Source organism: Pseudomonas soli (assembly GCF_021283165.2).
GTDB lineage: Bacteria > Pseudomonadota > Gammaproteobacteria > Pseudomonadales > Pseudomonadaceae > Aquipseudomonas > Aquipseudomonas soli.
The window spans coordinates 4,358,169-4,370,623 of sequence record NZ_CP128543.1 but is presented as its reverse complement, the minus strand read 5'-3'; the positions used below and the strand labels follow the sequence as shown (position 1 = coordinate 4,370,623).

Genomic DNA, 12,455 nt, shown 5'->3' with positions numbered 1-12,455 from the left:
TTTGAAGAAATATCGACCACCGGGCTGTCGCTAGAATGCCACTCACTCGCTCGTGGTCTGCGACCTTGGTCGAAACCTGCGCGGCTCGCGCTGTACCCATTCGCATATCGGGCAGCTGTTACAACTGCCTTGTATTGCCCCGTACCGATGGAGTTACCTGATGAAGAAGCTCGCACTGCTTGGCGCCTTGGCGCTTTCCGTGTTTTCCCTGGTATCGCAGGCCGATGAGAAGCCGTTGAAGATCGGTATCGAGGCCGCCTACCCACCCTTCGCCTTCAAGCAGCCCGATGGCAGCCTCGCCGGCTTCGACTACGACATCGGCAACGCCCTGTGCGAACAGATGAAAGCCAAGTGCACCTGGGTCGAGCAGGAGTTCGACGGTCTGATCCCTGCACTGAAAGTGCGCAAGATCGACGCCATCCTGTCGTCCATGTCGATCACCGACGACCGCAAGAAGTCGGTCGACTTCACCAAGCGCTACTACCTGACCCCGGCGCGCCTGGTGATGAAGGAAGGCACCACCGTCAGCGACAGCCTGGCTGAGCTCAAGGGCAAGAAGATCGGCGTGCAGCGCGGTTCGATCCACGACCGTTTCGCCAAGGAAGTCCTGGCCCCGCAAGGCGCCACCGTGGTGCCCTACGGTACCCAGAACGAAATCTACCTGGATGTCGCCGCCGGCCGCCTGGACGGCACCGTGGCCGATGCCACCCTGCTCGAGGACGGCTTCCTGAAGACCGATGCTGGCAAGGGCTTTGCCTTCGTCGGTCCGGCCTTCACCGACACCAAGTACTTCGGTGATGGCGTCGGTATCGCCGTGCGCAAGGGCGACACCGCCAACGCCGAGCGCATCAACGCCGCCATCGACGCGATCCGCGCCAACGGCAAATACAAAGAGATCGAGAAGAAGTACTTCAACTTCGACATCTACGGTCCAGACTCGAAGTAACCATCGAGTTTCACCTGTGCAATGGTGCAAACAGCAGAATCTCTGAGGTTTGCACCATTTTTCATTCCCAAGCCCTGAGGAATTCGAATCATGTTGAAAGGCTATGGGGCAGTCATCCTCGACGGGGCGTGGCTGACGCTGCAGCTCGCCCTGTCGTCGATGGCCCTGGCCATCGTCCTCGGCCTGATCGGCGTGGCGCTGCGTTTGTCGCCGGTGCGCTGGTTGGCCTGGCTGGGGGACCTGTACTCCACGGTGATCCGTGGCATCCCTGACCTGGTCCTGATCCTGCTGATTTTCTATGGCGGCCAGGACATCCTCAACCGGGTGGCGCCGCTGCTCGGCTATGACGACTATATTGACCTCAATCCCCTGGTCGCTGGCATCGGCACGCTGGGCTTCATCTTTGGCGCGTACCTGTCGGAAACCTTCCGCGGTGCCTTCCTCGGCATCCCCAAGGGCCAGGCAGAGGCGGGCGCGGCCTACGGCATGAGCGGTGTCCAGGTGTTCTTCCGCATCATGGTGCCGCAAATGATCCGCCTGGCGATCCCGGGCTTCACCAACAACTGGCTGGTGTTGACCAAGGCGACTGCGCTGATTTCGGTGGTCGGCCTGCAGGACATGATGTTCAAGGCCAAGCAGGCGGCGGACGCCACCCGCGAACCCTTCACCTTCTTCCTCGCGGTGGCGGCGTTGTACCTGGTGCTGACCAGTGTCTCGCTGCTGGCGCTGAAGTATCTCGAGAAGCGCTACTCGGTGGGCGTCAAGGCGGCTGAACTATGATCTTCGACTACAACGTCATCTGGGAAGCCATGCCGCTGTACCTGGGCGGTCTGCTGACCACCCTCAAGCTGCTGGCGCTGTCGCTGCTGTTCGGCCTGCTGGCGGCCATCCCGCTGGGCCTGATGCGCGTCTCGAAACAGCCGCTGGTGAACATCAGCGCCTGGCTGTACACCTACGTCATTCGCGGCACGCCGATGCTGGTGCAGCTGTTCCTGATCTACTACGGCCTGGCCCAGTTCGAGGCGGTGCGCGAGAGCATCTTCTGGCCGTGGCTGTCCAGCGCGACCTTCTGCGCCTGCCTGGCTTTTGCCGTCAACACCAGCGCCTACACCGCCGAGATCATCGCCGGCAGCCTCAAGGCCACGCCCCATGGCGAGATCGAGGCGGCCAAGGCCATCGGCATGTCGCGCATGAAGATGTACCGCCGCATCCTGCTGCCTTCAGCGCTGCGCCGGGCGCTGCCGCAGTACAGCAACGAAGTGATCATGATGCTGCAGACCACCAGCCTGGCGTCGATCGTCACCCTGATCGACATCACCGGTGCCGCGCGCACGGTCAACGCCCAGTACTACCTGCCTTTCGAGGCCTACATCACGGCGGGCGTGTTCTACCTGTGCCTGACCTTCATCCTCGTGCGCCTGTTCAAGATGGCCGAACGCCGCTGGCTCGGTTACCTGGCGCCGCGCAAGCACTGACCGCTCTGTGAGATCCGACAGTATGTACAAACTCCAAATCCAAGACCTGCACAAGCGCTACGGCAGCCATGAGGTGCTCAAGGGCGTCTCCCTCGAAGCCAAGGCAGGCGACGTGATCAGCATCATCGGCTCCAGCGGTTCGGGCAAATCGACCTTCCTGCGTTGCATCAACCTGCTGGAGCAGCCGCACGCGGGCAAGATCCTGCTCAACAACGAAGAGCTCAAGCTGGTCGCCGGCAAGGATGGCGCGCTCAAGGCTGCCGACCCGAAACAGCTGCAGCGCATGCGTTCGCGCTTGTCGATGGTGTTCCAGCACTTCAACCTGTGGTCGCACATGACTGCGCTGGAAAATGTCATCGAGGCGCCGGTGCACGTGCTGGGCGTGAACAAGAAGGAAGCGCTGGAGAAGGCCGAGCACTACCTGGCCAAGGTTGGCGTATCCCACCGCAAGGACGCGTTCCCCGGGCACATGTCCGGTGGCGAGCAGCAGCGTGTGGCCATTGCCCGCGCCCTGGCCATGGAACCGGAGGTGATGCTGTTCGACGAGCCGACTTCGGCGCTGGATCCGGAGCTGGTGGGCGATGTGCTCAAGGTCATGCAATCTCTGGCCCAGGAAGGCCGCACCATGGTAGTGGTCACCCACGAGATGGGCTTTGCACGCGAGGTTTCCAACCAGCTGGTGTTCCTGCACAAGGGCCTGGTGGAAGAGCGGGGCTGCCCGCGTGAAGTGCTGGTTAATCCACAGTCGGAGCGCCTCAAGCAGTTCCTTTCCGGCAGCCTGAAGTAAAGGCTGCACTTTTGCACCATGATGGGGCATGCTGCGCAACGCACGCAGCATGCCCCGGCGCCACAAGCGCGACCCTCCTTTTCAGGTTTCGGACCACGCCCTATGACCACCCAGCGAATCGGATTTCTCATCTGGCCCAGCACCAAGCCGCTGACCCTGGCGTTGGCCGAAGAGGTGTTGCAGGTGGCCCAGCGGGTGCATCCGGATGTGGTCTACACAATGTCCTTCCTGCAAGCCGAGGCTGGGCAGGAGGGCGCCTGGCGCCTGCCGGGCGAAGCGTGGGTCGGACGCCTGGAGGGCTATCACAAGCTGTTCCTGCTGGCTGATGAGCCGCCGGCGGCGATCGGTTCGGCATTGTCCGCCGCGCTCAAGCAGTTGGCGCGCAGCGGTTGCATGATCGGTGGCTTGTCGGCCGGGGTTTATCCGCTGGCGGCGCTGGGCCTGCTCGACGGCTACCGCGCCGCGGTGCATTGGCGCTGGCAGGATGATTTTGCCGAGCGCTTCCCCAAGGTGATCGCCACCAGCCATCTGTTCGACTGGGATCGCGATCGCCTGACTGCCTGCGGCGGCATGGCGGTGACTGACCTGCTGCTGGCGGTGCTGGCCCGGGACCATGGGGCGGAGCTGGCCGGCGCGGTGTCGGAAGAGCTGGTGGTCGAGCGCATTCGCGAAGGTGGCGAGCGCCAGCGCATCCCGCTGCAGAACCGCCTGGGCTCCAGCCACCCCAAGCTCACCCAGGCGGTGCTGCTGATGGAGGCCAACATCGAAGAGCCGCTGACCACCGACGAGATCGCCCAGCATGTGTGCGTGTCCCGCCGCCAGCTGGAGCGGATCTTCAAGCAGTATCTCAATCGCGTGCCCAGCCAGTACTACCTGGAGCTGCGCCTGAACAAGGCGCGGCAGATGCTGATGCAGACCAGCAAGTCGATCATCCAGATCGGCCTGTCCTGCGGGTTCTCCTCCGGGCCGCATTTCTCCAGCGCGTACCGCAATTTCTTCGGCGCCACGCCGCGCGAAGACCGTAACCAGCGACGTAACAGCAGCCCGTTCGAGCTGAGTTCGGCGCCGGCCGAGCGCGGCTGAAGACCTCCCTGCCAGCGAAGACGCTAGCGTGGGGCAAGCCGGCTCCCGCGCAGTGTATTGCTGGTGGGGGCGGGCTTGTCCCGCGATGCGATTTGTATATGTGAACACCCGTTCACCCAATTCTCACCGAGCATCTCCCCGCCACCCCCTGCTGCCGTTACACTGCGCGATTGCGACACTGTTTGTCGCATTGCCGAAAACCGCGTGAAAACTCGGTTTGGCGCTGTAACAAGTTGTCGCCTGGCAGCAAGGACAGGCGCCGATCAGTCCTTACAATCCCTTCATCGCTCGCCACTTCCAGGCCAGCGTTCCTCTTCAGGAGACTCAGATGTCCGTTGAGCAAGCCCCGGTGCAACGTGCCGATTTCGACCAGGTCATGGTTCCCAACTACTCCCCGGCGGCCTTCATTCCTGTGCGAGGCGAGGGCTCCCGAGTATGGGACCAGTCCGGGCGCGAGCTGATCGACTTCGCCGGCGGCATCGCGGTCAACGCACTCGGCCACTGCCATCCGGCGCTGGTCAAGGCGCTGACCGAGCAAGCCAATACCCTCTGGCATGTCTCCAACGTGTTCACCAACGAGCCGGCCCTGCGCCTGGCGCACAAGCTGGTGGACGCGACCTTTGCCGAGCGCGCCTTCTTCTGCAACTCCGGCGCCGAGGCCAACGAGGCCGCCTTCAAGCTGGCCCGCCGTGTCGCCCATGACCGTTTCGGCCCCGAGAAGCACGAGATCATCGCCACCGTTAACAGCTTCCACGGTCGCACCCTGTTCACCGTCAGCGTCGGTGGCCAGCCCAAGTACTCCGACGGCTTCGGGCCGAAGATCACCGGCATCAGCCACGTGCCGTACAACGACCTGGAAGCGTTGAAGGCGCAGATCTCCGACAAGACCTGCGCCGTGGTCATCGAACCGATCCAGGGCGAGAGCGGCGTGGTGCCGGCCGACAAGGCCTACCTGGAAGGCGCGCGCAAGCTGTGCGACGAGCACAATGCGCTGCTGATCTTCGATGAAGTGCAGACCGGCGTCGGCCGTACCGGCTCGCTGTATGCCTACCAGCACTACGGCGTCACCCCGGACATCCTGACCAGCGCCAAGAGCCTGGGCGGCGGCTTCCCGATTGGCGCGATGCTGACCACCAGCGACCTGGCCAAGCACCTGGCCGTCGGCACCCACGGCACCACCTACGGCGGCAACCCGCTGGCCTGTGCCGTCGCCTGCGCCGTGCTCGATGTGGTCAACACCCCGGAAACCCTGGCGGGCATCAAGGCCAAACATGAGCGCTTCAAGACCCGCCTGGAGAAGATCGGCCAGGATACCGGCCTGTTCACCCTGGTGCGCGGTGTCGGCCTGCTGATCGGCTGCGTGCTCAGTGACGCCTGGAAGGGCAAGGCCAAGGACATCCTCAACGCCGCCGAGAAGGAAGGTGTGATGGTTCTGCAGGCAGGCCCCGATGTCGTGCGCTTCGCCCCGAGCCTGGTGGTCGAGGACAGCGATATCGATGAAGGCCTGGAGCGCTTCGAGCGCGCTGTGCGCAAACTGACCCAGGGCTGATCCTGCGGTTCTGTCGCCGGCCTCTAGCGAGGCCGGCGATACCTGATTCCAGTGCGGGCACCTGCTTGCAGGTAGTGGCGCGTGCCCGCCGTTTTTTCGTGCCGAGTTGATCGGTGCGCTTTCCCGAAAGGAGTGACACCATGCTGGTGATGCGCCCCGCGCAAATGGCTGATCTGAACGAAGTGCAGCGCATGGCTGCCGACAGCCCCATTGGTGTCACCTCGCTGCCGGACGATGCTGGCCGCCTGGGCGACAAGATCGCCGCGTCGGAAACCTCTTTCGCCGCCGAGGTCAGCTTCAACGGCGAGGAGAGCTACTTCTTCGTGCTCGAGGACAGCGCCACCGGCGAGCTGGTCGGTTGCTCGGCCATCGTCGCCTCGGCCGGCTACTCCGAGCCGTTCTACAGCTTCCGCAACGAGACCTTCGTGCACGCCTCCCGCGAGCTGAAGATCCACAACAAGATCCACGTCCTGTCGTTGTGCCACGACCTAACCGGTAACAGCCTGCTGACCAGCTTCTACGTGGTGCCGGAGCTGGTGACCAGCGCCTTTGCCGAACTCAACTCGCGTGGCCGCCTGCTGTTCATGGCCTCGCACCCGGAGCGCTTCGCCGAGTCGGTGGTCACCGAGATCGTCGGCTACAGCGACGAGCAGGGCGAATCACCGTTCTGGGACGCTATCGGCCGCAACTTCTTCGACCTCAACTATGCCGACGCCGAGCGCCTGTGCGGCCTGAAGAGCCGCACTTTCCTGGCTGAACTGATGCCGCATTACCCGATCTATGTGCCGCTGTTGCCGGACGCCGCCCAGGAAGCCATGGGCCAGGTGCATCCGCGGGCGCAGATCACCTTCGACATTCTCATGCGCGAAGGCTTCGAGACCGAGCACTATATCGACATCTTCGACGGCGGACCTACCTTGCATGCCCGTACCTCGGGCATCCGCTCCATCGCCCAGAGCCGGGTGGTGCCGGTCAAGCTAGACGGCGCGTCGGTCAAGGGCGGCCGTCCGTACCTGGTGTGCAATGGCCAGTTGCAGGACTACCGCGCGGTGCTGCTGGAACTGGACTGGGTGCCGGGCAAGCCGGTCAGCCTCAGCGGCGAAGCTGCCGAGGCCCTGGGTGTCGGCGAGGGCGCCAGTGTGCGCCTGGTCGCGGTCTGAACCGCCGCAACAGAGAGTTTTGCGGCAGGCACAGACCGCCGCACAAGGAGATAGCATGATCGTTCGTCCTGTACGCAGCAGCGATTTACCCGCGCTGATCGAGTTGGCCCGCAGCACCGGTACCACCGGGCTGACGACGCTGCCTGCCAATGAGGAGCGCCTCGGCCAGCGGGTTGGCTGGGCGGAAAAGACTTTCCGCGGCGAAGCCGAGCGCGGCGATACCGACTACTTGTTCGTGCTGGAGAACGACGAGGGCCTGGTGGTCGGCATCAGCGCCATCGCTGGCGCTGTCGGCCTGCGCGAGCCCTGGTACAACTATCGGGTCGGCCTGACCGTCAGCGCTTCCCAGGAGCTGAACATCTACCGCGAGATTCCCACGCTGTTCCTGGCCAACGACCTGACCGGCAACTCCGAGCTGTGTTCGCTGTTCCTGCGCAGCGATTACCGCAGCGGGCTCAACGGGCGTCTGCTGTCCAAGGCGCGAATGCTGTTCATCGCCGAGTTCCCGCAACTGTTTGGCAACAAGATCATCGCCGAGATGCGCGGCATGTCCGACGAGGCAGGTCGTTCGCCATTCTGGGAAAGCCTGGGCCGGCACTTCTTCAAGATGGAGTTCAGCCAGGCCGACTACCTCACCGGCGTGGGCAACAAGTCGTTCATCGCCGAGCTGATGCCCAAGTTTCCGCTGTACACCTGCTTCCTCTCGGAAGCGGCGCGCAACGTCATTGGTCGCGTGCATGCCGATACGGAGCCGGCGTTGGCCATGCTCAAGCGTGAAGGTTTCAACTACCAGGGCTACGTCGACATCTTCGACGCAGGCCCCGCAATCGAATGCGAGACCTCGAAGATCCGCGCCGTGCGTGATAGCCAGACCCTGGTGCTGGCCGTTGGTACACCAGGCGACGACGCCACCCCTTTCATCATCCACAACCGCAAGCGCGAAGACTGCCGCATCACGGCCGCGCCGGCGCGCCTGGCCGCAGGCACCCTGGTGGTCGATCCGCAGACCGCCAAGCGCCTGCGCCTGGGCGCCGGCGACAACGTGCGTGCCGTGCCACTGTCCGCCGGTCGGGAGGCCCAGTAAATGAATACGCATTACATTGCCGGCCAGTGGCTGGCTGGCCAGGGCGAAGCCCTGCAGTCGCTCAACCCCGTCACCCAGGCGGTGATCTGGCAAGGGCAGGGCGCCGATGCCGCGCAGGTCGAGAATGCCGTGCAGGCTGCCCGCCAGGCGTTCCCCGCCTGGGCATCGCTGAGCCTGGATGCGCGTATTAACGTTCTGGAGGCCTTCGCCGAGAAGCTCAAGGCCAATGCCGAGGCGTTGTCGCGCTGCATTGGCGAAGAAACCGGCAAGCCGCTGTGGGAATCGGCCACCGAAGTGACCAGCATGGTCAACAAGGTTGCCATCTCGGTGCAGAGCTACCGCGAGCGTACCGGCGAGAAGAGCGGTCCGCTGGCCGACGCCACTGCCGTACTGCGCCACAAGCCCCATGGCGTGGTGGCGGTATTCGGCCCATACAACTTCCCCGGCCACTTGCCCAACGGCCATATCGTTCCGGCGCTGCTGGCGGGCAACTGCGTGGTGTTCAAACCCAGCGAGCTGACTCCCAAGGTTGCCGAGCTGACGGTCCAGTGCTGGATCGAGGCCGGGTTGCCGGCTGGTGTGCTCAACCTGGTCCAGGGCGCTCGTGAGACAGGCGTGGCGCTGGCCGCCAACCCAGGTATCGACGGCCTGTTCTTCACCGGTTCCAGCCGTACCGGCAACCTGCTGCACCAGCAGTTCGCCGGCCGCCCGGACAAGATCCTGGCCCTGGAGATGGGCGGCAACAACCCGCTGGTGGTTGACGAGGTCAAGGACCTGGATGCCGCGGTGTACACCATCATCCAATCGGCCTTCATCTCCGCCGGCCAGCGTTGCACCTGTGCCCGCCGCCTGCTGGTACCGCAGGGCGCCTGGGGTGACGCGCTGATCCAACGCCTGGTCGAGGTGAGCCGCAGCATCAGTGTCGGCGCCTTCGATCAGCAGCCCGCGCCGTTCATGGGGTCGGTGATTTCGCTGCAGGCGGCCCGCGCATTGCTGGCGGCCCAGGCCGAACTGCTCGGCAAGGGCGCCGTGGCGCTGCTGGAGATGACCCAGCCGCAGGCTGACGCCGCCTTGCTTACCCCCGGCATCATCGACGTCACTGCTGTGACCGGGCGCCCGGACGAGGAATTCTTCGGCCCATTGCTGCAGGTGATCCGATACGCCGATTTCGATGCGGCAATCGAGGAAGCCAACAACACCCAGTACGGCCTGGCCGCCGGCCTGCTGTCGGACTCCAATGCCCGTTACCAGCACTTCTGGCTGCGCAGCCGCGCCGGCATCGTCAACTGGAACAAGCAGCTCACCGGTGCTGCCAGCAGCGCGCCGTTCGGTGGTGTCGGTGCCAGCGGCAACCACCGCGCCAGCGCCTACTACGCGGCGGACTACTGCGCCTACCCCGTGGCTTCGCTGGAGACCGCGAACCTCGTACTGCCGGCGACCCTGACGCCGGGCGTCACCCTATAACAACAGGTCTCGGAGCCTTGCCGATGAAATCCTTTGAAGTGAATTTTGATGGCCTGGTGGGGCCGACCCACAACTACGGCGGCCTGTCCTACGGCAACGTGGCCTCGCAGAGCAACAGCCAGCAGGGTTCCAACCCGCGCGAGGCGGCGCGCCAGGGCCTGGCGAAGATGAAGGCGCTGATGGAAATGGGCTTCAAGCAGGGCGTGCTGGCCCCGCAGGAGCGCCCGGATGTGGCCGCATTGCGCCGCCTGGGTTTCACCGGCAATGATGCCGAAGTGATCCAGCGTGCCGCCAAGGAAGCCATGCCGCTGCTGGTCGCCAGCTGCTCGGCGTCGAGCATGTGGGTGGCCAACGCCGCCACCGTCAGCCCCAGCGCCGATACCGCTGATGGTCGTGTGCATTTCACCGCCGCCAATCTCAACTGCAAGTACCACCGTAGCATCGAGTACCCGACCACCAGTCGGGTGCTGGGCGCCATGTTCAGTGATGACAAGCACTTCGCTCATCACCAGGCCTTGCCGGCCGTGGCGCAGTTCGGTGACGAAGGCGCGGCCAACCATACGCGGTTCTGCCGTGCCTATGGCGAAGCGGGGGTGGAGTTCTTCGTCTATGGCCGCAGCGCCTTCGACAGCCGCTACCCCGCGCCGCAGAAGTATCCGGCGCGCCAGACTCTGGAGGCTTCCCAGGCCGTCGCCCGCCTGCATGGGCTGAGCGATGATGGCGTGGTCTACGCTCAACAGAATCCGGCAGTGATCGATCAGGGCGTGTTCCACAACGACGTGATCTCGGTAGGCAATGGCGAAGTGCTGTTCTACCACGAGGACGCCTTCCTCGAGACCGATGCGGTGCTTGGCCAGCTGCAGGCTAAACTGGCCAGCAAGGGTGGCCGCTTCCAGGGCATCTGCGTGCCGCGTGCGGCGGTGACGGTGGAGGACGCGGTGCGTTCCTACCTGTTCAACAGCCAGCTGCTCAGTCGCGAAGACGGCTCGATGCTGCTGGTGGTGCCGGAAGAGTGCCGCAACAACGAGCGGGTCTGGGCGTACCTGGGGCAACTGACCAGCCAGGGCGGTCCGGTGAAGGAGGTCAAGGTGTTCGACCTCAAGCAGAGCATGCAGAACGGCGGTGGCCCGGCTTGCCTGCGGCTGCGCGTGGCGTTGAAGGAAAACGAACTGGCGGCGGTGAACCAAGGCGTTATCATGACCGCCCCGCTGTACGACACCCTGGTGCAATGGGTCGACAAGCACTACCGCGATCGCCTCGGCGAGGCGGACCTGGCCGACCCGCAGTTGCTGGTGGAATGCCGCACGGCACTGGATGAACTGACCCAGATCCTCAAGCTGGGTTCGGTCTATCCGTTCCAACGCCAACCTTGAAGAGAGAAATTGCAATGTCCGACGCCCTGCGCCTGATCCTGGAAGATGAAGACGGCACCCAGCTGGAAACCTCGTGCACCCGTTTTGCGGTGGTCTGGCAAGGCAAGGAGGTGTGGATCCAGCAGGACGGTCGCGGCCAGCTGCTGATCGGCGTCGATGTCGAGGAAGACGACACCGAGTACGCCAACCTGCTGCTGCGCCCGATGGCCACCAACCTGGTCAGCCTGCAACTGGAAATGGAGCCGGCCGATGTCGCCGGTGACGACGACCACGTCCACGGCCCGGACTGCGGCCACCACCACTAAGGAAGCGCCTATGCTCGCCCTTGGCAAACTGCTTGAGCTGACCCTGACCGATCACGAACCGGCCGAGAAGACCCAAGTGACCACCCGGGGCGTGCGTTTGCGCTGGCTGGGGGAGGGTGCGTTGGAAGTGCGCCCGCCCGAAGGTGAGGATTGCGGGCTCGACCTGCTGCTGTCGGCTGGTATCCATGGCAACGAGACAGCGCCGATCGAGTTGCTCGAAAGGCTGCTGCACGGCGTGGCCAACGGCAAGATCAAGCCACGTGCGCGGGTGTTGTTCCTGTTTGGCAACCCGGCGGCGATCCGCAAGGGTGAGCGTTTCATCGAGCAGGACATCAACCGGCTGTTCAATGGCCGGCATGAACTGTCCAGTGGCTTCGAGGCATTGCGTGCCGCAGAGCTCGAGCAGTTTGCCCGGGTATTTTTCAGCAAACCCGAGCGCACCCGCCTGCATTACGACCTGCATACCGCCATTCGTGGGTCGAAGATCGAGCAGTTCGCGCTGTATCCCTACAAGGAAGGCCGCCAGCACTCCCGCCGAGAGCTGGCGCGTCTGGCGGCGGCCGGTATGGAGGCGGTGCTGTTGCAGAGCAAGTCGTCGATCACCTTCAGCGCCTTCACCTATGAGCAGCTCGATGCCGAGGCCTTCACCCTGGAGCTCGGCAAGGCCCGCCCGTTCGGGCAGAACGAGGAGGTCAACCTCGACAAGCTCGAAGCGCGCTTGATCCAGCTCATCGAAGATACCGAGCCGCAGATCGAGCAGTCCCTGGATGGCCTCAAGCTGTTCAGCGTCGCCCGCGAGATCATCAAGCACAGCGACAGTTTCCGCCTGCACCTGCCGGCGGACATCGAAAACTTCTCCGAGCTGAAAAAGGGCGATCTGTTGGCCGAGGACCTGGCCGAGACGCGTTGGGTGGTGGAGGAGGAGGGCGCACGGATCATCTTCCCCAACCCCAAGGTGAAGAACGGGCTGCGCGCCGGCATCCTGATCGTCCCGGATTCGGGGCAACGCCTGGCCTGATACCCGTAGGCGCGGGGCAAGCCCGCGCCTGCGATTTTGGATCCCTTCGGTGATGAAATTCTTTTAATTCACCAACCTGTTAATTTTCCCTGCCCCGGGACCGTAATTGGCTTGCCAGTAGCGAAACGCTGGCGATAGCATCGCGGTCATGCCGTTTTTAATTGCTTTAGCCCTGCAAGCCGTCCAATCGACGGTTTCTATCGCATAAACA

At 63.9% G+C, this 12,455-nt stretch carries 12 protein-coding genes; all 12 read left to right on the top strand.

Going from position 1 to position 12,455, the window contains the following annotated elements; all coding sequences use genetic code 11:
* Positions 1–160: 160 nt before the first annotated feature.
* A complete protein-coding gene (locus tag LU688_RS20200; RefSeq protein ID WP_023630943.1) occupies positions 161–946 on the top strand; it encodes an ABC transporter substrate-binding protein in 786 nt (261 codons plus the stop codon).
* Between the two features lie 90 nt (positions 947–1,036).
* Entirely contained in the window at positions 1,037–1,726 is a 690-nt protein-coding gene (locus tag LU688_RS20195) for an ABC transporter permease (protein ID WP_023630944.1), read from the top strand.
* On the top strand, positions 1,723–2,421 hold the full coding sequence (locus LU688_RS20190) for an ABC transporter permease (protein WP_094011865.1): 699 nt from the start codon (positions 1,723–1,725) through the stop codon (positions 2,419–2,421). Before LU688_RS20195 ends, LU688_RS20190 begins: the two co-directional genes overlap by 4 nt.
* Before the next feature lie 22 nt (positions 2,422–2,443).
* On the top strand, positions 2,444–3,208 hold the full coding sequence (locus LU688_RS20185; protein WP_023630946.1) for an ABC transporter ATP-binding protein: 765 nt from the start codon (positions 2,444–2,446) through the stop codon (positions 3,206–3,208).
* A gap of 102 nt (positions 3,209–3,310) precedes the next feature.
* On the top strand, positions 3,311–4,291 hold the full coding sequence (gene argR / locus LU688_RS20180) for a transcriptional regulator ArgR (RefSeq protein ID WP_094011866.1): 981 nt from the start codon (positions 3,311–3,313) through the stop codon (positions 4,289–4,291).
* A gap of 328 nt (positions 4,292–4,619) precedes the next feature.
* Positions 4,620–5,840: an aspartate aminotransferase family protein gene (locus LU688_RS20175; protein WP_038706574.1), complete on the top strand. Its 1,221-nt coding sequence runs from the start codon at positions 4,620–4,622 to the stop codon at positions 5,838–5,840.
* Positions 5,841–5,980: 140 nt separating this feature from the next.
* Positions 5,981–7,000, top strand: coding sequence for an arginine/ornithine succinyltransferase subunit alpha (aruF, locus tag LU688_RS20170; RefSeq protein WP_038706573.1), 1,020 nt, complete (start codon positions 5,981–5,983; stop codon positions 6,998–7,000).
* Positions 7,001–7,055: 55 nt separating this feature from the next.
* The gene (gene astA, locus LU688_RS20165) at positions 7,056–8,084 is read left to right on the top strand and encodes an arginine N-succinyltransferase (protein ID WP_094011867.1); all 1,029 of its coding nucleotides are present in this window, start codon (positions 7,056–7,058) and stop codon (positions 8,082–8,084) included.
* Positions 8,085–9,548 (top strand): succinylglutamate-semialdehyde dehydrogenase, encoded by a 1,464-nt coding sequence (gene astD / locus LU688_RS20160; RefSeq protein WP_094011868.1) that lies wholly within the window; start codon positions 8,085–8,087, stop codon positions 9,546–9,548.
* Positions 9,549–9,571: 23 nt separating this feature from the next.
* Positions 9,572–10,921 carry an N-succinylarginine dihydrolase gene (gene astB, locus LU688_RS20155; protein ID WP_094011869.1) on the top strand — a complete coding sequence of 450 codons (1,350 nt, stop codon included), beginning with the start codon at positions 9,572–9,574 and terminating at the stop codon, positions 10,919–10,921.
* Between the two features lie 14 nt (positions 10,922–10,935).
* Positions 10,936–11,226 (top strand): hypothetical protein, encoded by a 291-nt coding sequence (locus LU688_RS20150; protein ID WP_011534960.1) that lies wholly within the window; start codon positions 10,936–10,938, stop codon positions 11,224–11,226.
* Between the two features lie 10 nt (positions 11,227–11,236).
* Positions 11,237–12,244, top strand: a complete 1,008-nt coding sequence (gene astE, locus LU688_RS20145) for a succinylglutamate desuccinylase (RefSeq protein WP_094011870.1) — start codon at positions 11,237–11,239, stop codon at positions 12,242–12,244.
* The last annotated feature ends 211 nt before the right edge of the window (positions 12,245–12,455 follow it).

Coding starts and splice junctions, on each gene's coding strand:
- LU688_RS20175 (WP_038706574.1), top strand. CDS start 4,620: ATGTCCGTTGAGCAAGCCCCGGTGCAACGTGCCGATTTCGACCAGGTC.
- LU688_RS20185 (WP_023630946.1), top strand. CDS start 2,444: ATGTACAAACTCCAAATCCAAGACCTGCACAAGCGCTACGGCAGCCAT.
- LU688_RS20200 (WP_023630943.1), top strand. CDS start 161: ATGAAGAAGCTCGCACTGCTTGGCGCCTTGGCGCTTTCCGTGTTTTCC.
- argR (WP_094011866.1), top strand. CDS start 3,311: ATGACCACCCAGCGAATCGGATTTCTCATCTGGCCCAGCACCAAGCCG.
- astE (WP_094011870.1), top strand. CDS start 11,237: ATGCTCGCCCTTGGCAAACTGCTTGAGCTGACCCTGACCGATCACGAA.
- LU688_RS20195 (WP_023630944.1), top strand. CDS start 1,037: ATGTTGAAAGGCTATGGGGCAGTCATCCTCGACGGGGCGTGGCTGACG.
- LU688_RS20150 (WP_011534960.1), top strand. CDS start 10,936: ATGTCCGACGCCCTGCGCCTGATCCTGGAAGATGAAGACGGCACCCAG.
- astB (WP_094011869.1), top strand. CDS start 9,572: ATGAAATCCTTTGAAGTGAATTTTGATGGCCTGGTGGGGCCGACCCAC.
- LU688_RS20190 (WP_094011865.1), top strand. CDS start 1,723: ATGATCTTCGACTACAACGTCATCTGGGAAGCCATGCCGCTGTACCTG.
- astA (WP_094011867.1), top strand. CDS start 7,056: ATGATCGTTCGTCCTGTACGCAGCAGCGATTTACCCGCGCTGATCGAG.
- aruF (WP_038706573.1), top strand. CDS start 5,981: ATGCTGGTGATGCGCCCCGCGCAAATGGCTGATCTGAACGAAGTGCAG.
- astD (WP_094011868.1), top strand. CDS start 8,085: ATGAATACGCATTACATTGCCGGCCAGTGGCTGGCTGGCCAGGGCGAA.